16 protein-coding genes are annotated in these 21191 nt (G+C 59.0%); 6 read left to right on the top strand and 10 right to left on the bottom strand.

Annotation, left to right across the window (positions count from 1 at the left end; all coding sequences use genetic code 11):
• Positions 1-35: 35 nt before the first annotated feature.
• The gene (recG, locus tag HGP17_RS04260; protein ID WP_168806213.1) at positions 36-2141 is read right to left on the bottom strand and encodes an ATP-dependent DNA helicase RecG; all 2106 of its coding nucleotides are present in this window, start codon (positions 2139-2141) and stop codon (positions 36-38) included.
• Between the two features lie 173 nt (positions 2142-2314).
• Here recG and HGP17_RS04265 point away from each other — a divergent pair, with 173 nt between their 5' ends.
• A complete protein-coding gene (locus tag HGP17_RS04265; RefSeq protein ID WP_168806214.1) occupies positions 2315-2629 on the top strand; it encodes a succinate dehydrogenase assembly factor 2 in 315 nt (104 codons plus the stop codon).
• Complete coding sequence (gene mfd, locus HGP17_RS04270; protein WP_168806215.1) at positions 2626-6126, top strand: transcription-repair coupling factor; 3501 nt, start codon at positions 2626-2628, stop codon at positions 6124-6126. Before HGP17_RS04265 ends, mfd begins: the two co-directional genes overlap by 4 nt.
• Before the next feature lie 165 nt (positions 6127-6291).
• Here the strand turns inward: mfd and ubiA are convergent, their stop codons facing one another.
• Both ubiA and HGP17_RS04280 read right to left on the bottom strand, forming a co-directional pair.
• Entirely contained in the window at positions 6292-7206 is a 915-nt protein-coding gene (gene ubiA, locus HGP17_RS04275; RefSeq protein ID WP_168806216.1) for a 4-hydroxybenzoate octaprenyltransferase, read from the bottom strand.
• A gap of 147 nt (positions 7207-7353) precedes the next feature.
• Positions 7354-7779, bottom strand: coding sequence for a RidA family protein (locus HGP17_RS04280; protein ID WP_168806217.1), 426 nt, complete (start codon positions 7777-7779; stop codon positions 7354-7356).
• A 165-nt stretch (positions 7780-7944) separates the two neighbouring features.
• Between HGP17_RS04280 and HGP17_RS04285 the strand changes: the two genes are divergently transcribed.
• Positions 7945-8532, top strand: coding sequence for a TetR/AcrR family transcriptional regulator (locus HGP17_RS04285; protein WP_168806219.1), 588 nt, complete (start codon positions 7945-7947; stop codon positions 8530-8532).
• A gap of 73 nt (positions 8533-8605) precedes the next feature.
• Here the strand turns inward: HGP17_RS04285 and HGP17_RS04290 are convergent, their stop codons facing one another.
• Together HGP17_RS04290 and HGP17_RS04295 are read right to left on the bottom strand one after the other, a co-directional pair.
• Positions 8606-9277, bottom strand: coding sequence for a DsbA family oxidoreductase (locus HGP17_RS04290; RefSeq protein ID WP_168806221.1), 672 nt, complete (start codon positions 9275-9277; stop codon positions 8606-8608).
• 90 nt (positions 9278-9367) lie between these two features.
• Positions 9368-11179: an extracellular solute-binding protein gene (locus tag HGP17_RS04295; RefSeq protein WP_168806223.1), complete on the bottom strand. Its 1812-nt coding sequence runs from the start codon at positions 11177-11179 to the stop codon at positions 9368-9370.
• Between the two features lie 266 nt (positions 11180-11445).
• Between HGP17_RS04295 and HGP17_RS04300 the strand changes: the two genes are divergently transcribed.
• Positions 11446-12105, top strand: a complete 660-nt coding sequence (locus HGP17_RS04300) for an invasion associated locus B family protein (RefSeq protein ID WP_168806225.1) — start codon at positions 11446-11448, stop codon at positions 12103-12105.
• Between the two features lie 142 nt (positions 12106-12247).
• Here HGP17_RS04300 and hspQ read toward each other — a convergent pair whose 3' ends face one another.
• From hspQ to HGP17_RS04315, 3 genes are all read right to left on the bottom strand, one after another.
• Positions 12248-12577, bottom strand: a complete 330-nt coding sequence (gene hspQ / locus HGP17_RS04305; protein WP_168806227.1) for a heat shock protein HspQ — start codon at positions 12575-12577, stop codon at positions 12248-12250.
• 215 nt (positions 12578-12792) lie between these two features.
• Positions 12793-14202, bottom strand: a complete 1410-nt coding sequence (gene glnA, locus HGP17_RS04310; RefSeq protein ID WP_168806229.1) for a type I glutamate--ammonia ligase — start codon at positions 14200-14202, stop codon at positions 12793-12795.
• Positions 14203-14263: 61 nt separating this feature from the next.
• A complete protein-coding gene (locus tag HGP17_RS04315) occupies positions 14264-14602 on the bottom strand; it encodes a P-II family nitrogen regulator (protein ID WP_003539626.1) in 339 nt (112 codons plus the stop codon).
• 348 nt (positions 14603-14950) lie between these two features.
• Between HGP17_RS04315 and HGP17_RS04320 the strand changes: the two genes are divergently transcribed.
• A complete protein-coding gene (locus HGP17_RS04320; protein WP_168806231.1) occupies positions 14951-16426 on the top strand; it encodes an NAD(P)H-hydrate dehydratase in 1476 nt (491 codons plus the stop codon).
• A 2-nt stretch (positions 16427-16428) separates the two neighbouring features.
• On the opposite strand, the gene HGP17_RS04325 is transcribed toward HGP17_RS04320, so the two are convergent.
• The gene (locus tag HGP17_RS04325) at positions 16429-17235 is read right to left on the bottom strand and encodes a DUF72 domain-containing protein (protein ID WP_168806232.1); all 807 of its coding nucleotides are present in this window, start codon (positions 17233-17235) and stop codon (positions 16429-16431) included.
• Positions 17236-17267: 32 nt separating this feature from the next.
• Complete coding sequence (gene uvrA / locus HGP17_RS04330; RefSeq protein WP_168806234.1) at positions 17268-20189, bottom strand: excinuclease ABC subunit UvrA; 2922 nt, start codon at positions 20187-20189, stop codon at positions 17268-17270.
• Between the two features lie 257 nt (positions 20190-20446).
• Between uvrA and HGP17_RS04335 the strand changes: the two genes are divergently transcribed.
• Positions 20447-21013: a single-stranded DNA-binding protein gene (locus tag HGP17_RS04335; RefSeq protein WP_168808082.1), complete on the top strand. Its 567-nt coding sequence runs from the start codon at positions 20447-20449 to the stop codon at positions 21011-21013.
• The last annotated feature ends 178 nt before the right edge of the window (positions 21014-21191 follow it).

The raw sequence follows: 21191 nt of genomic DNA on the forward strand, positions 1-21191 counted from the left end.
AAAACGGGATGGACGCGGCAGTCGCGTCCATCCGCTCATCCCGCCCGCAGGAAGCGGATCGCCTCGTCGCGGCGGAAGAGATAGAGCAGGGTACGAACCGCATTCCCGCGCTCGCTCGTCAGATCTGGATCCCGCTCGATCAGGTAGGCTGCGTCCTTGCGGGCGATTTCCAGCAGATCGGCGTGGGCTTCCAGACTGGCGATACGAAATCCCGGCGTGCCGGATTGGCGCGTACCAAGCAGCTCGCCTTCGCCGCGCAGCTTCAAATCTTCCTCGGCGATGCGGAAGCCGTCCTCCGTGTCACGCATGATCGACAACCGTGCATGGCCGGTTTCGCCGAGCGGCCCCTTGTAGAGAAGAATGCACATCGAGGCTTCGTCGCCGCGTCCAACGCGCCCTCGTAGCTGATGGAGCTGCGCCAGACCGAAACGCTCCGCATGCTCGATGACCATGATCGTCGCATCCGGCACATCGACACCGACTTCAACGACCGTGGTTGCCACAAGCAAACGGATCTCTCCGTTCTTGAAGGCCATCATCACGGCATCTTTTTCCGGGCCGCTCATTCGGCCGTGGATGAGACCGATGCTTGGGCCGAGCGCCTTGGTCAACGTCTCATGCCGCTCCTCGACGGACATTAAATCAGATTCTTCGGACTCTTCGACAAGTGGGCATATCCAATAGGCTTTCTTGCCTTCTGATAGCGCGCTTCTCAAGCGCACTACGATATCGCCGGTGCGCTCGTTCGGGATGGTGATCGTCTGGATCGGCTTGCGGCCTGCCGGCTTCTCGGTGAGCTTCGAAACGTCCATATCGCCGAAAGCGGCCAGCACCAGCGTTCGTGGAATGGGCGTTGCGGTCATGACCAGCATATGCGGCGAGATACCCTTCGCAGTCAGTCGCAGGCGCTGGTGGACGCCGAAGCGATGCTGTTCGTCGACGACAGCCAGCATGAGGTTGGCGTAGGCGACGCTATCTTGGAAAAGCGCATGTGTGCCGATGATGATCTGTGCCTCGCCAGAGGCGATGCGCTCAAGAATGGCATCTCGCTCGCGGCCCTTCGTCCGACCTGTGAGAACTTCGACGGAAAGGTTTGCACTGGCTGCGAATTTTGAGATCGTCGCATGATGCTGGCGAGCAAGAATTTCGGTCGGAGCCATCAGCACAGCCTGCCCGCCGCTTTCAATCACAGCGGCGATCGCCATCAGCGCCACCAGCGTCTTTCCCGCGCCGACGTCGCCTTGAAGCAGCCGAAGCATGCGTTCCGTGCCGGCCATATCCTTCAGGATATCGGCCACGGCGTCCCGCTGGCTGTTTGTCATGGAAAAGGGCAGGGATTCCAGTATCTTGTTGCTGACTTCTCCAGTTGCATTCACTGGCTGTCCTGCAACCTTGCGCAATCTCTGACGCACCAGCGAGAGTGACAATTGCCCTGCCAGGAATTCGTCGTAGGCCAGCCGGCGGCGGGCTGGCGCTTGCGGATCGATATCCGAGGCATCCCGCGGCGCGTGCAGCATGTGGAAACTATCGGAGATCGAGGGAAAACCTTGCTTCTGCGTCAGGGCGATATCGTCCCATTCGGCCAGCTCCGGTACGCGCGGCAGCGCGCCTTCGATGGTCTTGCGCAGGAATTTCGGTGTCAGGCCGGCGGTCAGCGGATACACGGGCTCAACGAGCGGCAGGTTTTCAGCCTCGCTCTCGCGCATGATGTAATCCGGATGCACCATCGACGGACGACCGTTAAACCAGTCGACCTTGCCGCTGACAGTCACCGTTTCGTCGATCGGCAACTGCTTTTCCAGCCATTGCGCCTTGCCGCGGAAGAAGACCAGCGCCAGCTCGCCGGTCTCGTCGTGCAGGTAGACGCGATAGGGCACATTGCTGCGTGGGTTTGGCGGCGGCTGATGGCGATCGACACGGCCGGTGATAGTGACGATGGCGCCCTGCGGCGCACGGGCGATACCCGGTTGTTCGCGGCGGTCGATAATCGAATGCGGTGCATGGAAGATCAGGTCAATGACGCGGCAGTCGTCGATCGTCTCGCGGTCGAGCAGCTTCACCAGTAGCTCGGATACCTTCGGCCCGACGCCGGGAAGCGAAGAGATGGAGGCAAATAGCGGGTCGAGGATGGCGGGACGCATGGCCGGCAAAATGCGACGGGCAGGGCGCATTTGGCAAGGGGTGGCAGAGAACTCGACGCCATTGAGCCTGACACTCCCCGGAAAATTGCGTTGCAGGTGCTTTTTTCTGAAAAACCGGTTCCCACCTTACAACGCTGGTTTTATAGAGACCCATCAACATAAAGGTGTTCTTGATGACTGGGCTTACCCTCAGCAGTGCCGATCTCGATCCCCGTCGTCGGCGAATCCTTTTCCGCTGCTGGCATCGCGGTATCCGCGAAATGGATCTGGTTTTCGGCCAGTTTGCCGACAATGAGCTGCCGGGTCTGCCCGAGGCCGACCTCGATGAGCTCGAGCGTATCATGGCCGAAGAGGACAATGATCTGCTCAAGTGGATACTCGGTAGCGAGCCGACGCCGCAGCATCTGCAGACGCCGCTCTTTGAGCGCCTGGCCTCCTACAAGCCCGATTTCGAAGAAATCGCCGAAAGGTTCGGATTAACCAAATGATCCCCGGTTTCGACGCGAAGAAGCTGCTTGCCGCAAGCGAGCCGATGACGATCGGTCACGTTCCGGCCGGACTTGAGCCATTTCTGATTGCCGAAATGGCGAAAGCCGGCCAGCCGATCGCCTATGTCATGTCCGATGGCCAGCATATGGCCGATGTTGAACAGATGCTCGGCTTCATCGCGCCTGAAATTCCGGTGCTCACCCTGCCGGCCTGGGACTGCCTTCCTTACGACCGCGTTTCGCCGAGCTCCGATACCTCAGCCCGGCGTCTTGCGGCCTTGTCCGGTCTCATCGCCCATCATCGCAAGCCGCATGCAGCCGTCGTGCTCGTGACCGTCAACGCCATGCTGCAGAAGGTGGCGCCGCAGGATATCATCGAGAGCCTGGCGTTCTCCGCCCGTCCAGGCAATCAGGTTCGAATGGACGACATCGCCGCGCGTCTGGAACGCAACGGTTTCGATCGTGTGGCGACCGTGCGCGAAGTCGGTGAATATGCGGTGCGCGGCGGCATTCTCGACGTCTTCGTGCCGGGCACTGAGGAGCCGGTGCGCCTCGATTTCTTCGGCGATACGCTGGAAAGCATCCGCAGCTTCGATCCGGCCAGCCAGCGCACGACGGGCCAGGTGCGCTCGCTCGATCTCAATCCGATGAGCGAAGTCACGCTGACGCCGGATACGATCAGCCGTTTCCGCAAGAACTATCTCTCCGCATTCGGCGCGGCCACGCGCGACGACGCACTTTATGTCGCTGTTTCCGAGGGTCGGCGCTACGCCGGCATGGAACATTGGCTGCCGCTCTTCTACGAGAAGCTGGAGACCGTATTCGACTATCTCAAGGGCTTCCGCATGGTCACGGACCATACCGTGCGCGAGGCGGCCGAGGAGCGCTCCAAGCTCGTCTTCGACTACTACGACGCCCGCCTTCAATCCGGCCAGCCGGCCAAGGGGCAGATGGCGCAGGGCACGCCCTATAAGCCGGTCACTCCAGGACAGCTCTATCTTGACGGCAAGGCTTTCGGGAATGCGCTCGATGCCTTCGGCGCGATCCGGATCTCGCCGTTCAACGAGCATGAGGGCGAGGCGCGCCGCGTCGTCAGCCTCGATGCCCGTCAGGGGATGCGTTGGGCGCGGTCTGCCACCGAGAGCGCCGATAGCGAGCGGGTCAACGTTTTCGACGCGGTCGTCAAGCATATTGCCGACAAGCGTGCCTCCGGCAGCAAGGTGCTGATCTCGGCCTGGACCGAAGGGTCGCTCGATCGCCTCCTGCAGGTGCTCTCCGAACATGGGCTGGCGCGCGTCAAGACGATCGAGGCCTTCAAGGATCTGGGCGGATTGGCGAAGGGCGAGGCGGCAGCGGCCGTACTCAGCCTAGAAGCGGGCTTCGAGGCCGGTGATTTCATCGTGATCGGCGAGCAGGACATTCTCGGCGACCGCATGGTGCGCCGCTCTAAACGCCGCAAGCGCGCCGCCGATTTCATCTCGGAAGTGGCCGGCCTGGATGAAGGCTCCATCGTCGTTCATGCCGAGCACGGCATCGGCCGTTTTGTTGGCCTCAGGACCATCGAGGCCGCCGGTGCGCCGCATGCCTGCCTCGAGCTGCTTTACGCTGACGATGCCAAGCTTTTCCTGCCGGTCGAGAATATCGATCTGCTCTCACGCTATGGCGGTGAGGGCACCGAGGCACAGCTCGACAAGCTCGGCGGCGGCGCATGGCAGATGCGTAAGGCCAAGCTCAAGAAGCGCCTGCTCGATATGGCGGGCGCCTTGATCCGCATTGCGGCCGAACGCCTGACGCGGCATGCACCCATGCTCACGACGCCCGAAGGGCTCTATGACGAATTCGCCGCGCGTTTCCCTTACGATGAAACCGAAGACCAGATGAACGCCATCGAGGCGGTGCGCGAGGATCTCGGCGCCGGCCGGCCGATGGATCGCCTCGTCTGCGGCGACGTTGGTTTCGGCAAAACCGAAGTTGCCCTGCGCGCCGCCTTTGTGGCTGCGATGAACGGCGTCCAGGTCGCAGTCGTCGTTCCGACAACGCTGCTGGCACGCCAGCATTTCAAGACCTTTTCCGAGCGTTTCCGCGGCCTGCCGATCCGCGTTCAGCAGGCCTCCCGCCTTGTTGGTGCCAAGGAACTGACACTGACGAAAAAGGAAGTCGCCGAGGGCAAGACGGATATCGTGGTCGGTACGCATGCACTGCTCGGCGCCGGCATCAAGTTTGCCAATCTCGGCCTGCTCGTTATCGACGAAGAGCAGCATTTCGGCGTGAAGCACAAGGAGCGGCTGAAGGAACTGAAGAGCGACGTGCATGTGCTGACGCTGTCGGCGACGCCGATCCCGCGCACATTGCAGCTTGCCATGACCGGCGTGCGCGAGCTTTCGCTCATCACGACGGCCCCGGTCGACCGCATGGCGGTGCGCACCTTCATCTCGCCCTTCGATTCCCTCGTCATCCGCGAAACACTGATGCGTGAGCATTACCGCGGCGGCCAGAGCTTCTATGTCTGTCCGCGTCTTGCCGATCTCGCCGATATCCATGCTTTCCTGCAGTCGGATGTGCCCGAGCTGAAAGTGGCGGTCGCGCATGGCCAGATGCCGGCCGGCGAGCTGGAAGACATCATGAATGCCTTCTATGAGGGCCGTTACGACGTGCTGCTCTCCACGACCATCGTAGAATCCGGCCTCGACGTGCCGACGGCCAATACGCTCATCGTTCATCGCGCCGACATGTTCGGTCTTGCGCAGCTTTATCAGTTGCGTGGCCGTGTCGGCCGCTCCAAGGTTCGCGCCTTCGCGTTGTTTACGCTGCCGGTCAACAAGGTGCTGACGACGACGGCTGAGCGCCGGCTCAAGGTGCTGCAATCGCTGGATACGCTTGGTGCCGGTTTCCAGCTTGCCAGCCACGATCTCGATATTCGCGGCGCCGGCAATCTGCTCGGCGAGGAGCAGTCGGGCCACATCAAGGAGGTCGGCTTCGAGCTTTACCAGCAGATGCTGGAAGAAGCCGTCGCGGAAGTGAAGGGTGTCGACGAAATCCAGGATACCGGTTGGTCGCCGCAGATCTCCGTCGGGACGCCTGTCATGATCCCCGACGATTATGTGCCTGATCTGCATCTGCGCATGGCGCTCTATCGTCGCCTCGGCGAGATCACCGAACTCAAGGAAATCGACAGCTTCGGCGCCGAAATGATCGATCGCTTCGGCCCATTGCCGATCGAGGTGCAGCATCTTCTCAAGATCGTCTACATCAAGTCGCTCTGTCGCGTTGCCAATGTCGAAAAGCTGGACGCCGGTCCTAAGGGCGTTGTCGTACAATTCCGCAACAAGGAATTCCCGAATCCGGCCAACCTCGTTGGCTACATCGCCAAGCAGGGCACGATGGCGAAGATCCGCGCCGACCACAGCGTTTTCCTGACCCGTGACCTGCCGACACCGGAAAAGCGGCTGCAAGGGGCGGCGGTTGTCATGACACAACTGGCGGAATTGGCGAAGTAGGATGTGGATCGTCGGCTGATCTTGCAGCTGACGAGATGCCCCGGGGCTGGCTGCTCCGTCACGCGAGGGCTTCGCCGACAGGATCATGGGGCGGCCCGCCCAAGATGGCGGTCGCCTGTACATCCCTCGCATATTGCCGGCCTAATCCTTGCGGTTGAGGTGCGATCATAGCGTGCCGGCAAAGGCAGCGGCAGCCAGCAGCAATCCCGTCAATATGTTTGCCAGAAACAGCCGGTAGTTGATCTCCGGCCGCGCAAGATCGAGGCGCCACGTTTGCCAGGCAAGATGCACGGCAATAACAAGCATGCCAATGGTGTAGGGAAGCGACATGCCGGTCATCCATCCACCGATTGACCAGGCAAGGACAGTTACACCGTAGAATAGGCCAATGATGATCTTGCCTTGCGCGCCAAACAGCAGTGCGGTTGATTTCAAACCCAATCGTGCGTCGTCGCGAACGTCGACATAGGCGTAAACGGTATCGTAGCCGATCTGCCAGGTCATTGCGCCAAGCCACATCACTAACGCGCCGACCGAGATCGCGCCGTGGACTTCGGACCATGCCATCAGCATTCCCCAGTTGAACGCCGCACCGAGTACTGCCTGGGGCCAATAGGTGAAGCGCTTGCAAAGCGGATAGATAAAGACGAGCGGCAGGACGCAGATGGCGACCAGGCGTGTGTAAGGCGTCAAAAAGACGAGGAGAGAAGCGGCTAGTGCGAGCTCTGCCACCAGGAATATCAGTGCTCGCGCCACGCCGATCTGGCCGCTCGCAAGAGGTCGGAAGCGGGTCCGCTCGACATGGCCGTCGAACTTGCGATCAGCAATATCGTTGACGGTCGAGCCTGCACTTCGCATTAGCAACGCGCCCAGCGAGAAGACGATGAAGAGCCGAAAGTCAGGGATACCATGCGAGGCCTGGATGAGTGCCGCCCAGCAGGGAAAAAGCGTCAGCCAAATTCCGACTGGGCGATCGAGACGCGCAAGCCGCGTATAGGGCCTCAATGCCGACGGCAGACGGCGATCCACCCAGTCTCCAAGTTTGATGTCGCTGAGATCATGCCGAGTGGAGGTGTTCATTGCCGTCGTCCGTTGGTTCGATCGAAGGCGAAAATAGCAACTTTCGTGTGCACCGCAACGGCCGGAAGCCGGCCTGCATCAATCTGGCCCAGGAGTGGCGCAGCGGCCCGCTGCGGTATTCCGCTGCGGGCTGCGTTCTGCATAGGCTTAAGCGGCCTGGGGCTTGTCAGCCCTTCCTGCATCCGGAATGCGCGCAATGACCTTGATTTCGAAGTCGAAACCCGCAAGCCAGTTGACGCCGACCGCAGTCCAGTTTGGATAAGGCTTCTCGCTGAAAATCCGGTTTTTGACAGCCATGATCGCGCCGAACTGCTGTTCGGGATCGGTGTGGAAAGTGGTCACATCGATGATGTCGTTGAAGGTGCAGTCTGCGGCTTCCAGGGTGGCCCGAAGATTGTCGAATGCAAGCTGAACCTGTTTTTCGAAATCCGGCTCCGGGCTCCCATCCGAGCGGCTGTCGACCTGGCCTGAAACGAACAGCAGATCGCCGGAGCGGATCGCGGCGGAGTATCCATGCTCATCATAAAGCGCGTGTCGGTTCTTCGGGAATATTGCTCTGCGTGTCGTCGTCATCTTTGGCTCTCATTGGTAGGGATGTGAAAATATCGGAAGGGCGCATGCCTGCGGGGCCATTCCAAAATGCCGCTCCATTTGATATACGGCATGTATGTGAGATATTAATGTACGCGACGTATGTCAATATTTCAAATACGAAACGTATATGAAATTGAGGGCGATATGGCAAAGCGCTTGGAAACAATGGAAGAAAACCGGCTCAAGCTTGTTGCCGCCGCCCGAAAGGCCTTCGCCGAAAAGGGCTTTGCAGCGGCATCGATGGATGAGCTGACGGCCGATGTCGGGCTGACGCGGGGCGCCCTCTATCATAATTTCGGAGACAAACGTGGATTGCTCGCCGCCGTCGTCTATCAGATCGATAGCGAATTGGCGCTGCGGGCAAAGGAGATCGGTGCCAAGGCCGGTGGCGGCTGGCCCGGTCTGCTGGCGGAAGGCGAAGCCTATATCAAGATGGCGCTCGATCCCGAGGTCCAGCGAATCGTTTTGCTCGATGGACCGGCAGTTCTCGGCGATCCCTCGAAATGGCCGAGCCAGAACAGTTGTCTCGCCGGGACGCTGCAGACCGTGTCAAAGCTGCAGGCGCAGGGGGTGGTGAAGAGGGTCGACGCGGAGGCTGCGGCGCGTCTTCTCTCCGGTGCAGCGCTGAACGCCGCCCTATGGGTTGCCGCCAGCGACAATCCCATGGACGTTTTGCCCAAAGCGATAGAAGCCTTTCGCGCAATGGCATCGGGATTTCTGGCCAAGCCGTGATAGAAAATCTCAGGGCTTCCGCTATCAGCGGATTTGCGCAATCGTCTCTGGCATGGAAGCGGTACACCGACGTCTAGTTCATCCCGGCCCGCGCCTCGGCCTTCATGTTGGCGATATCGCGCAATGCGCCGGCGATCACATCCGGCGTCTGAGCACCACTGACGGCATATTGCTGATCGAAGATGAAGAACGGCACGCCAGTGACGCCGATCTTCTGCGCGGCATCGATTTCAGCAATGATGAGATCGCGGTCCGCATCGGAGGCGAGCAGGGTTGAAATGACCGAGCGGTCCAGCCCGGCTTTCTCGGCAATGTCGAGCAGTACGGCATGATCGCCGACATTGCGGCCTTCTTCAAAATTGGCTTTGAAGAGTGCGTTGACGACTTTGTCCTGCTTCTCGCGGCTCTCGGTGACCGCCCAGTGGATCAGACGATGTGCATCGAGCGTGTTTGGACCGATCTTGATGGCGTCAAAATCGAAGTTGATGCCCACTTCATGGCCGAGGTCCGTCAGCATCTTGTGGCCTTCGGCAACTCGCTGCGCACCACCGAGTTTCTGTTCCAGCGCCTTTTTCTGGTCGACGCCCTCAGGCGGATAGTCGGGATTCAGGCGATAGGGCCGCCAGTTGAGGTCGACCCCGACTTCATCCTGCACCTCGGCGATGGCAAGCTCCAGTCGGGCCTTGCCAACATAGCACCACGGACAAACGACGTCCGAGACGATATCGATCGTGATGCGTTCCATGGCTTTATCCTTCCGGTTTGCTGCTTGTCTCCACCATCTAGGCCTTTGTGCCGATGGCTTCAACCGGTTACCGAAAGGGAACCAATCACGTCATTGCACCGATGCGTCCCACCATGTGGGCAGCTGGTAGCCGTAAAGCGGCAACATATCGGGATGGGCGATATGGCTTCGCCGTGCCACCCATTGCTGTGCGATGTGATAGAGCGGTGCAACGTAATAGCCGGAAATGAGGATTCGATCGAAGGATCGAACCGCGTCGCGGAAATCATCGGCGGAACGCGCGGTCAGAATGTGATCCATGAGCGTGTCGACATCAGGATTAGCAACCCCCGCGAAATTCAGACTGCCTGGCGCCTTGGCGGCAACCGAGCCCCAGCGCCCGACTTGCTCGATACCGGGCGACAGTGACGATGGATAGGATTTGATGATGACATCGTAGTCGTAGTTCGTGGTCCGTAGCTGATACTGCGAATCATCGACCGTGCGGATAGTAACGGCGATGCCGAGCAACGTCAGCGAACGGCGATAGGCGATTGCAATTCGCTCCTGATCCGCATTTTGCGTCATGATTTCGAAGCTGAGTTGTCGACCGGCGCTATCGACCATGCGCTCGCCCTTGATCGAATAGCCGCCCTGCTTAAGGAAGTTGACGGCTTTGCGCAGGATCTTGCGATCACGGCCAGAGCCGTCGCTGACGGGTAGCTTGTAGGTGCCGTCGAGTACATCGCTGTCGATGTGGTCCTTGATGGGTCCAAGCATGGCAAGCTCGCGGGCATCTGCCGGCACACCGAAAGAAGAGAGGTCGGAGTTCTGCCAATAACTTTCGGTGCGTGTATACGCACTTGAGGCCAGGCTGCGATTGAACCATTCAAAATCGAAGGCGAGCGTCAGGCCTTTGCGCACATTCTTGTCGGCAAAGATTGGGCGGCGCGTATTGAAGACGAATCCGAGCATGCCGCTCGGCAATTTCGGCGTAAATGTTTCTTTGACAACAGCGCCTGCAGCGACGCCGGGGAAATTATAAGCGTCCTGCCAATGAGCCGGGCTGCCATCCTGATAAATATCGAGATCACCTTTTTTGAAGGACTCGAACACAGTCGTATCCTGCAAGAAGTAGTTCACCACGATCTGATCGAAATTGTCGACGCCGACCTTTGCTGGAATGTCCTTGCCCCAATAATCGGGGTTACGCTCAAAGACGATTCGCTGACCGGGGTCGACGCTCTTCACGCGATAAGGGCCAGAGCCGATTGGTATGCTCAACGTCGTGCGTTCGAAGTTTTCAGCATCAATTGCGTGTTTGGGCAGGATCGGGATCGATGAGGCAATGATCAGCGGCGTTTCGCGATTGCCCTTTTCGTTGAAGCGGATCAGTACGCCATGGTCGCCGACCTTCTCCATGCTCGCCACGGTATCGAGCCACGACGACATCGGTATGCGCCCTTTGTCGCGCAACAGCTGGAATGTGAAAAGCACATCTTCCGGTGTTACCGGCTGTCCGTCAGACCATTTGGCGGCAGGATTGAGGTTGAACTGGATAAAGCTTCGGCTATCGTCCCACTCGACCGTCTGCGCCAGCAATCCATAGAGTGTAAACGGCTCGTCGCGCGAGCGCTGCATCAGCGGCTCATAGACGAGGTTGCCGAATTCCGGGTCCCACATGCCGCGCGCCGTTGTGCGCATGCTCTTCAGAATGAATGGGTTGAGATTGTCGAATGTGCCGACGACCCCGTAGCTTATGCGGCCGCCTTTTTTGACGTCCGGATTGACATAGGGGAAATGCTTGAAATCCGCCGGCAGGGCCGGATTTCCATGCATGGCGATGCCATAAAGCGGCTGTGCCGCTACGGCGTTGCACACTGTCGCGAAAAACAGGAAAACAGCGATCCGGAGCGCTTGCATGGCATCCTTTCCGGTAAGGGCGTTCGATTCGGCCGAACCTTATCATGAGCGTGCCGAATTCAACACGCGACCGCGGAATTCTTGCCTGAGGATAGAAAAGCCCAAAGAAATGCTGGATATCCGTGCCCGTGCGATGTAACAGGGGTGCCGGGTTTCTCGGGTCATGCATTTGCCTTATTCATTCGACAGGTGGACGACGGTTTGACCCGAATGGCATGGGACGGCACGCTGTCGTCCCGCAGCGGATTTCAGGAGGCGGTTTCGCTATGATGTTCAAGACTGACAACAAAATGCGGGCAGGTCTTTCTGCTCTGGCTCTCATGATCGGTGCGGCGCTTCCGGCTGCTGCCTTCGCTCAGGATGCGTCCAATGCTGCTCCAGCCGATGGCGGTGGCGATCCCAATCAGCCGCGTCTGGGCTGGTACAAGACCTGCGCCAAGCAGGACGATGCCGACATCTGCATCGTGCAGAACCTGATCATGGCCAACAACGGTCAGCTGGTGACGGCAGTCGGCCTCATCTCGGTCGACGGTAAGGTCAACCGCAAGATTCTGCAGATCTCCGTTCCGACGGCTCGCCTGATCCCCCCCGGCATCACCATGCAGGTCGATGGCGGCAAGGGCCAGAAGCTCGACTACGCCGTCTGCCTTCCCGACAAGTGCACCGCTGAAGTTCCGGTCACCGATGCGATGATCGCTTCGCTGAAGAAGGGTACCGACGTAACCTTTACCTCGATCAACTTCCGCCGTGCGCCGAACCCGATCAAGATCTCGCTGACTGGCTTTGGCGCCGCCTTTGACGGCCCGGCTATCTCCGACTCGAAGCTCGCAGAAAGCCAGAAGAGCCTGCAGGACAGCATGCAGAAGAAGGCTGAGGAAGCTCGCAAGAAGCTGGAAGACGCCCAGAAGGCTGCCAAGCAGCAGTAAGCTGGCGACTTCGCCGAATAGATCTAAGAAAAAGCCCGGAGAAATCCGGGCTTTTTCTTTTGAGCCAAAGCCGGCTCGTGCCGACAAATAAAAAGGGAAGGCCTTGGGATCCTTCCCTTCGAAATGAATGGGAATAAAGCGCTTAGTGAGCCATGCTCATCTTGGGCTTGAGCTGACCGGTCGGCGCCTGATCAAAAATCTGAGCGATCTGCGGATTGCGGAGCGGAACGCCGCTCTCGTCATTGACCAGATTCTGCTCGGATACGTATGCGACATACTCAGTCTCGTCGTTTTCAGCGAGAAGGTGATAGAAGGGCTGGTCCTTGCTGGGCCGCACTTCGGCCGGAATGGCATTCCACCATTCCTCGGTATTTGCGAATTCCGGATCGACATCGAAGATGACACCGCGGAAGGGGAACATCCGGTGTCGAACCACGTCGCCAATATTGAATTTTGCGTTTCGTTGTTTCATGGCACGACTTCCTTTCACGTAATCATGTGGTGACTTTCACCACTGATATCAAGGATTTTGCCCCCATTCCTTCATTGAACTGTCACACTCCGCCGTGTTCGGTCAGAAGTCGTGAACGAGCGTTCAAGGGAAAACGCAATCTGCGCGAGAGGCCTGCCACCGGCTTCCCATTTAGGATGAAAGCCCCGGCATTCCGGGGCTTTCGAGATCTTAAATCAGACCGAGTAGTACATGTCGTACTCGACCGGATGCGGGGTCATTTCGTATCGCATGACTTCCTGCATCTTGAGTTCGATGAACGCGTCAATCTGGTCGTCGTCGAAGACGCCGCCGGCGGTCAGGAACTTGCGGTCCTTGTCGAGGCTTTCAAGCGCTTCGCGCAGCGATCCGCAAACCGTCGGGATCTTCTTGAGCTCCTTCGGCGGCAGATCATACAGATCCTTGTCCATGGCCTTGCCCGGATGGATCTTGTTCTTGATGCCGTCGAGGCCGGCCATCAGCATGGCGGCGAAGCCGAGATAGGGGTTTGCGGTCGGGTCGGGGAAGCGGACTTCGACGCGCTTTGCCTTCGGGTTCGAGCCGAACGGAATGCGGCAGGAGGCGGAGCGGTTGCGTGCCGAGTAGGCAAGCAGAACCGGTGCTTCATAGCCCGGGACGAGACGCTTGTAGGAGTTCGTCGACGGGTTGGTGAAAGCGTTGATCGCCTTGGCGTGCTTGATGATGCCGCCGATGTAGTAGAGGCAGCTCTCGGACAGGCCTGCATATTCGTCGCCGGCGAAGGTCGGCTTGCCGCCCTTCCAGATCGACTGGTGAACGTGCATGCCCGAGCCGTTGTCGCCGAAGATCGGCTTCGGCATGAAGGTTGCCGTCTTGCCGTAGGCATTGGCGACCTGATGCACGACGTACTTGTAGATCTGCATGCCGTCGGCGCTGCGAACCAGCGTGTCGAACTTGATGCCGAGCTCGTGCTGGGCGGCGGCGACTTCGTGGTGATGCTTTTCGACGGTAACGCCCATTTCGGTGAGAACCGTGAGCATTTCCGAACGCATGTCCTGGCAGCTATCGATTGGTGGAACCGGGAAGTAGCCACCCTTGACGCGCGGACGATGGCCGAGGTTGCCGGTCTCATAGTCGGTGTCGTCGTTGGACGGGAGTTCGCTGGAATCGAGCTTGAAGCCGGTGTTGTAAGGATCGGCCTTGTACTTGACGTCGTCGAAGACGAAGAATTCGGCTTCTGGTCCGAAGAAGGCGGTGTCGCCGATGCCGGACGCCTTCAGGTAGGCTTCGGCCTTCTTGGCCGTGCCGCGCGGGTCGCGGTTATAGGATTCGCCGGAAACCGGGTCGAGAATGTCGCACAGGATGACCATGGTCGACTGTGCAAAGAACGGGTCCATGTGAACCGTGTCCGGATCGGGCATCAGCACCATGTCGGACTCGTTGATGGCCTTCCAACCGCCGATGGACGAGCCGTCGAACATGACGCCATCGGCAAACATGTCTTCGTCGACACAGATCACATCCATGGTCACATGCTGCAGCTTGCCCCTTGGGTCGGTGAAGCGCAGATCGACGAACTTGACGTCGTTGTCCTTGATTTGTTTCAGAATGTCGCTTGCGGTCGTCATTAAATTTCTTCCCTTGACTTAGATGACGATTAAACGAGCTCGGCCGCGAGGGCCGGGCGGATTAGATGGCGTCGATACCCGTTTCGCCGGTGCGGATTCGGATGACTTCCTCCACGTTGGAAACGAAAATCTTTCCGTCACCGATACGGCCGGTTTGCGCAGCCTTGCGAATGGCGTCTATGACGGCCTCCGCGTTTTCGTCTGCCAATACGACCTCAACCTTCACCTTCGGCAGGAAGTCGACGACATATTCGGCGCCACGGTAAAGTTCCGTATGGCCCTTCTGACGACCGAAGCCCTTCGCTTCCGTGACGGTTATACCCTGCAAACCGACTTCCTGAAGGGCTTCCTTCACTTCGTCGAGCTTGAAAGGCTTAATGATCGCTTCGATCTTTTTCATGAGAAAATGTCTCTCCGCTTCTCCTGTTACAGCAGGACTCTCCCCGCTCGGCCAACGTAATGCACGTATCGTGCCAGTTGGGAATCAATCGCTGTAAAAAATCCCGGCGAATTCGTACCGAGGCGATGGATTCATGAGGATTTTTCGGAAAAATGGAAGCGATTTCGCGTTGAAATGCGCTGTATAAGTAAATTTTCGCAAAAAACTCCCCTGAACGTCATATTCGTGCTTGAGCAAGGTGTTGACTGGTTTTGTTCAATCATTGTGCAAATGCATATTTAACGGTCAAATAGCAGTTCGCAATTGCGGTTGTTTTTAAGGCAGTTTTCGCATCTATAATATGATCTTATGATGTTACCGATTGCCGATCTCCTGATCTCTCCGCAAACCATGGCCGCTATAGACGGGGACGCCGCTGCTTCCGGCATCGACTCCTATGGCTTGATGGAAAAGGCCGGGCAAGCGGTCGCTGCAGGTGCGCTGCGGCACTTTCCCGAAGCGTTGCGCCATGTGGTTCTTTGCGGTCCTGGAAACAACGGCGGCGATGGCTATGTGGTTGCGCGCGCTCTTCAACAGGCCGGAGCAAGCGTTGAACTTTTCTATCTGGGTGATCCGGGCCGGCTGAAGGGTGATGCGGCGCGAGCCTATGCCGACTGCCCGATCAGGGGTGCCGCTATAGGAACGTACTCGCCGAGGCGCGGCGATATCGTCGTCGACGCCATCTTTGGCGCTGGCTTGTCACGGCCTGTCCCGGAAGAGGTGGCGGCGGTGATCGCGAGGGTCGGCGAGGCCGATGTTCCTGTGCTTGCCGTTGATCTGCCGTCCGGCCTTGACGGCTTGAGCGGTCAGGCTCTGGGCGCGGCCTTTCATGCTGTGCGCACGATCACCTTCATGACGCGCAAACCCGGCCACCTGCTGTTGCCGGGACGCGAGCTTTGCGGCGAAGTCGAGGTGTTCGACATCGGAATACCCGCACGCATTGTTCGAGCGCATGCCGATGCAATGATTGCCGAAAACACGCCGGCCCAATGGCAGCGGGAAATTCCCTCTGCGGATGCCGATAGCCACAAATACAAGCGTGGCCATCTTGTCGTCTTCTCGGGCGGACCGAATGCGACCGGTGCAGCGCGCATGTCTGCCATGGCAGGTCTGAAATCCGGGGCAGGACTCGTCACCATAGCGTCGCCGCAGGATGCGATGGCCGTCAATGCCGGCATGCTCACGGCGATCATGCTGCACGCTGTCGAGGATGAGACGACACTCAAGGCGTGGCTGGCTGACAAGCGTCTTTCGACGTTCGTCCTCGGCCCAGGTTTCGGCGCCGGCGACAAGGCGCGCAAATTCTGCCTTGCGCTTGCGGACCGGCATCTGGTGCTGGATGCGGATGGCATCACATCGTTTCGCGACAATGCGCAAGTGTTGTTCGATGCTTTTGCCGACGGGCCGACGCGGCTTGTGTTGACGCCCCATGAAGGCGAATTCGCACGGCTTTTTCCGGATATCGCCGGGGATGCAAGTTTGAACAAGGTCGATAAAACAAGAGCTGCCGCCGCCAGAGCCCATGCCGCTATTATTTACAAAGGTGCGGATAGCGTTATCGCCGCACCGGATGGAAGGGCCCTAATCAACGCCAACGCGCCGCCCTGGCTTGCGACGGCGGGCTCGGGGGATGTGCTGGCCGGTATTATCGGCGGGCTTATGGCGCAAGGCGCACCAGCATTCGAAGCGGCGGCGGCCGGCGTCTGGCTGCACGGTCTGGCGGGGCAGCGTGCCGGAAAAGGGCTGACGGCCGAAGAGCTCGTCGCAGCCGTGAAGCCCTTATAGACTTATTTCGCGACTTCCTTTTGCAGCGCGATCGCGCCGGGCGGCGCGTTCACCTTGCCCTCATGGATCATGAAGGCGAAGACATCGCGCGGCTCCACTTTCACCTTACGAGCGTCGTCGATCAGCGGCAGATCGTCCGGCACTTTACCATCCGCCCATGTTTTCAGTCGATCGGCCCACGCCTTCAGATCCTTCGGCGGATAGCAGGTGTCGATATCGTCAGATCCCTTTTGCAGACGGGCATAGACGAAATCCGCAGTGACGTCGGCGATCATCGGATACTCGAAATGCTCGGCGCACACAGGTGCCACTCCGTATTTCTCAAGCAGAGCGATAAACTCCGGCACCTTGAAGGAATCGTGTCGAACTTCGACTACATGCCTCAGCGGAAGGCCGTCCTGCTTGGCCGGCAGCAGTTTTAGAAACGCCTCGAAATCGTCCGGATCGAATTTCTTCGTCGGCGCGAACTGCCAGAGCAACGGACCAAGGTGATCGCCAAGTTCGCTAATGCCGGATTCCAGGAATTTCTGCATGGATTCACCGGCTTCCGCGAGAACCCGGCGATTGGTGACGAAACGGGTGGCTTTGAGGGAGAAAATGAAGCCATCCGGCACATCGGCCGCCCACCTGGCAAAAACCTCGGGCTTCTGCGTGCTGTAATAGGTGCCGTTAACCTCGATCACCTTCAACTGGCGGCTCGCGTAATTGAGCTCGTCCTTTTGCTTCAGCGTGTCGGGATAGAAGGTCCCGCGCCATGGCTCAAATGTCCAGCCGCCTATGCCTGTGCGGATGATGCCCGTTTTGGTCATTCTCTCCTCCTTGGCCATCCGGCCGGGTGAACCTATTCCGCCGCCGCAATCTTCTTGACCGGCCGCCGCTCCAGCAATTCCTTGAGGAATTGGCCAGTATAGGACCTCTTTTCCTTGACGATCGTCTCCGGCGTGCCGATCGCGACGATCTCGCCGCCGCCATCGCCACCTTCCGGACCAAAATCGAGGATCCAGTCGGCCGTCTTGATCACTTCGAGATTATGCTCGATGACGACGACCGAATTGCCTTGATTGACCAGTTCGTGCAGCATTTCCAGAAGCTTCGCGACGTCATGGAAATGCAGTCCGGTAGTTGGTTCGTCGAGAATGTAGAGCGTGCGGCCCGTCGATCGCTTCGACAGCTCCTTGGCTAGCTTGACGCGCTGCGCCTCGCCACCCGAAAGCGTATTGGCCTGCTGCCCCACCTTGATATAGCCGAGACCGACATCCTTCAGGCTTTGCAGCTTGTCGCGCACGGCTGGAACGGCCGCGAAGAAATCGACGCCTTCCTCGACCGTCATGTCGAGCACGTCGGCGATCGACTTGGTCTTGAAGGTCACGTCGAGCGTCTCGCGATTATAGCGCTTGCCGTGGCAGACGTCGCATGTGACGTAAACGTCGGGCAGGAAGTGCATTTCGATCTTGATGACGCCATCGCCCTGACACGCCTCGCAGCGGCCGCCCTTGACGTTGAAGGAGAAGCGGCCCGGCTGATATCCGCGCGCCTTGGCTTCCGGCAACCCGGCAAACCAGTCGCGGATCGGCGTGAAGGCGCCTGTATAGGTCGCGGGGTTTGACCGCGGCGTACGACCGATCGGCGACTGATCGATATCGATCACCTTGTCGATGTGTTCGAAGCCATCGATACGATCGTGATCGGCAGGGATTTCGCGCGCGCCCATGACACGACGTGCCGCCGACTTATACAGCGTCTCGATCAGGAAGGTAGACTTGCCACCGCCGGAGACGCCCGTAACCGCTGTGAACACGCCGAGCGGAATGGAAGCGGTGACATTCTTGAGGTTGTTGCCTCTTGCGCCGACAACCTTGATTTCCTTGCCCTTCTTCGGCTTGCGCCGCTCTTCGGGAACGGGCACGCCGAGCTCGCCGGAAAGGTATTTACCGGTCAGTGACTTCGGGTTCGCCATGATGTCCTGCGGCGTACCGTGCGCCACCACCTGACCGCCATGCACACCGGCGGCCGGGCCGATATCGACCACATCATCCGCCGTCAGAATGGCATCCTCGTCATGCTCGACGACGATGACGGTGTTGCCGATATCGCGCAGATGTTTCAGAGTCTCGAGAAGACGGGCATTGTCGCGCTGATGCAGGCCGATGGACGGCTCGTCGAGCACGTAAAGAACGCCCGTCAGACCGGAGCCGATCTGTGACGCAAGCCGGATGCGCTGGCTTTCTCCGCCCGAAAGCGTGCCGGAATTGCGCGAGAGGCTGAGATATTCGAGGCCGACATCGTTCAGGAAGCGCAGGCGATCGCGGATTTCCTTGAGGATGCGCACCGCGATTTCGTTCTGCTTGTCGGTGAAGGTGGCTGGCAGCGCCTCGAACCAGTCGCGGGCGATGCGGATGGACATTTCCGCCACCTGGCTGATGTGCAGCTTGTCGATCTTGACCGCCAAGGCCTCCGGCTTGAGGCGATAGCCGTTGCAGGCCGGGCAGGGCGCTGCCGACATGAAGCGCTCGATCTCTTCGCGCGCCCAGGCGGAGTCCGTTTCCTTCCAACGGCGCTCAAGGTTCGGCACGATGCCTTCGAAATTCTTGTGCGTCGTGTAGGAGCGGGCGCCATCGGCATAATGGAATTCGATCTTGTCTTCCGTGCCGTTGAGGATGACATCCTTGGCCTTGTCTGACAGCTCGTTCCAGCGGCTGCCGAGCTTGAATCCGTAATGCTTGCCGAGCGCTTCCAGCGTCTGGTTGTAATAGGGCGAGCTGGACTTGGCCCAGGGAGCGATGGCTCCGTCGCGCAACGTGCGCTCAGGCTCAGGCACGATCAGATCCGCGTCGATCTTCTGCTGCGAACCGAGACCGTCACAGGACGGGCAGGCGCCAAAGGGATTGTTGAACGAGAAAAGGCGCGGTTCGATTTCCGGAATGGTGAAGCCGGAAACGGGGCAGGCGAACTTCTCCGAGAACAGCACGCGTTCATGCGTCTCGTTCAGCGACTTGTTGGCAGAGCCGCCAGCGGCGGTCTCCTCATGTGGCAGCGGCTTGTCGGCGAATTCCGCAACGGCAAGACCGTCGGCCAGACGCAGCGACGTCTCGAAGCTGTCGGCCAGACGCGCCGCCATATCCGGGCGAACGACGATACGGTCAACCACGACATCGATGTCATGCTTGTACTTCTTGTCGAGCGCCGGCACATCGGCGATCTCATAGAACTGGCCGTCGACCTTGACGCGCTGGAAGCCCTTTTTCATGAGCTCCGCGAGTTCCTTCTTGTACTCGCCCTTACGGCCGCGCACGAGCGGTGCAAGAATATAAAGTCTGGTGCCTTCCTCATATGCGAGAACGCGGTCGACCATCTGGCTGACGGTCTGGCTTTCGATCGGCAATCCGGTGACCGGCGAGTAAGGAACGCCGACGCGCGCAAACAGCAGGCGCATATAGTCGTAGATTTCGGTCACCGTGCCGACGGTCGAGCGCGGATTGCGCGACGTGGTCTTCTGCTCGATCGAAATTGCCGGCGACAGACCGTCGATCTGGTCGACGTCGGGTTTCTGCATCATTTCCAAAAACTGGCGCGCATAGGCCGAAAGGCTTTCGACATAGCGTCGCTGTCCCTCGGCATAGATGGTGTCGAAGGCCAGCGACGACTTGCCCGATCCGGAAAGGCCGGTCATGACGATCAGCTTGTTGCGCGGCAGGTCGAGATCGATGCCCTTGAGATTGTGCTCGCGCGCACCACGTATGGAAATAGTCTTCAGCTCGCTCATCGTCTTACGCTTATCCCTTGGAGTCTGCCCTTATTTAGTGATGCCAAGCCGTGAGTCGAGGCTGAAATGAAGAGCCGCGCCAGGTTTTCGATTCGGTTGACAGGATCATAGGGATAAAATAGAACAAATAAAGAACAAAATTCCTTGTGGATGAAGCTCCCTTGGATGGTCGCTTAAATGGCACCTGATGGCGGCAATGGTCTAAGGTGTCCGGATAAAATTCAGAGCCGTCGATGGGCGGCAAGCAGGGTGGTGTTATGGCCGGTAGTGTGAACAAGGTAATTCTGATTGGAAATCTCGGGGCGGACCCGGAAATCCGCCGCACGCAGGACGGTCGCCCGATTGCCAACCTCAATATTGCCACTTCGGAAACCTGGCGCGACCGCAATTCAGGCGAGCGCAAGGAAAAGACCGAATGGCACCGCGTCGTCATTTTCAACGAAGGCCTCTGCAAGGTTGCCGAGCAGTATCTGAAGAAGGGCGCCAAGGTCTATATCGAAGGCGCGCTCCAGACCCGCAAGTGGCAGGACCAGAATGGCCAGGATAAATATTCGACCGAAATCGTGCTGCAGGGCTTCAATTCGACGCTGACCATGCTGGACGGTCGTGGTGAAGGCGGTGGCGGCGGCTCCTTCGAGGGCGGCGGTCGCGGCGGACGCGGCGGCGGTGGCGATTTTGGTGGCGGTGATTATGGCGGTGACGATTACGGCCAGTCTTCGTCGCAGGGATCGTCTCGTGGCGGCGGCGGCGGGAACCGTGGCGGTGGCAACCAGGGCGGCGGCGGCAACTTCTCGCGCGATCTGGATGACGACATCCCGTTCTAGAACCGAGGCGGAATGATCTTGGAAACTTGGCGGAGTCAATTCGTTGATTTCCATCATTATTTCCGTTTGCAAATCGCGTCACGGTGATGCCCTCGACCCAAGCTGGGGTGGAGGGCATTTTTTTTGTAAACTAAGCCTGAGACCTAATGTAATACGACCACTGATCGTAATAACTCCT

This window comes from Rhizobium sp. P38BS-XIX, from assembly GCF_012641435.1.
Lineage (GTDB): Bacteria > Pseudomonadota > Alphaproteobacteria > Rhizobiales > Rhizobiaceae > Rhizobium.

Excerpts from the sequence above, each read along its gene's own strand:
- recG (WP_168806213.1), bottom strand. The coding sequence starts at position 2,141 with ATGCGTCCCGCCATCCTCGACCCGCTATTTGCCTCCATCTCTTCGCTT.
- HGP17_RS04265 (WP_168806214.1), top strand. The coding sequence starts at position 2,315 with ATGACTGGGCTTACCCTCAGCAGTGCCGATCTCGATCCCCGTCGTCGG.
- mfd (WP_168806215.1), top strand. The coding sequence starts at position 2,626 with ATGATCCCCGGTTTCGACGCGAAGAAGCTGCTTGCCGCAAGCGAGCCG.
- ubiA (WP_168806216.1), bottom strand. The coding sequence starts at position 7,206 with ATGAACACCTCCACTCGGCATGATCTCAGCGACATCAAACTTGGAGAC.
- HGP17_RS04280 (WP_168806217.1), bottom strand. The coding sequence starts at position 7,779 with ATGACGACGACACGCAGAGCAATATTCCCGAAGAACCGACACGCGCTT.
- HGP17_RS04285 (WP_168806219.1), top strand. The coding sequence starts at position 7,945 with ATGGCAAAGCGCTTGGAAACAATGGAAGAAAACCGGCTCAAGCTTGTT.
- HGP17_RS04290 (WP_168806221.1), bottom strand. The coding sequence starts at position 9,277 with ATGGAACGCATCACGATCGATATCGTCTCGGACGTCGTTTGTCCGTGG.
- HGP17_RS04295 (WP_168806223.1), bottom strand. The coding sequence starts at position 11,179 with ATGCAAGCGCTCCGGATCGCTGTTTTCCTGTTTTTCGCGACAGTGTGC.
- HGP17_RS04300 (WP_168806225.1), top strand. The coding sequence starts at position 11,446 with ATGATGTTCAAGACTGACAACAAAATGCGGGCAGGTCTTTCTGCTCTG.
- hspQ (WP_168806227.1), bottom strand. The coding sequence starts at position 12,577 with ATGAAACAACGAAACGCAAAATTCAATATTGGCGACGTGGTTCGACAC.
- glnA (WP_168806229.1), bottom strand. The coding sequence starts at position 14,202 with ATGACGACCGCAAGCGACATTCTGAAACAAATCAAGGACAACGACGTC.
- HGP17_RS04315 (WP_003539626.1), bottom strand. The coding sequence starts at position 14,602 with ATGAAAAAGATCGAAGCGATCATTAAGCCTTTCAAGCTCGACGAAGTG.
- HGP17_RS04320 (WP_168806231.1), top strand. The coding sequence starts at position 14,951 with ATGATGTTACCGATTGCCGATCTCCTGATCTCTCCGCAAACCATGGCC.
- HGP17_RS04325 (WP_168806232.1), bottom strand. The coding sequence starts at position 17,235 with ATGACCAAAACGGGCATCATCCGCACAGGCATAGGCGGCTGGACATTT.
- uvrA (WP_168806234.1), bottom strand. The coding sequence starts at position 20,189 with ATGAGCGAGCTGAAGACTATTTCCATACGTGGTGCGCGCGAGCACAAT.
- HGP17_RS04335 (WP_168808082.1), top strand. The coding sequence starts at position 20,447 with ATGGCCGGTAGTGTGAACAAGGTAATTCTGATTGGAAATCTCGGGGCG.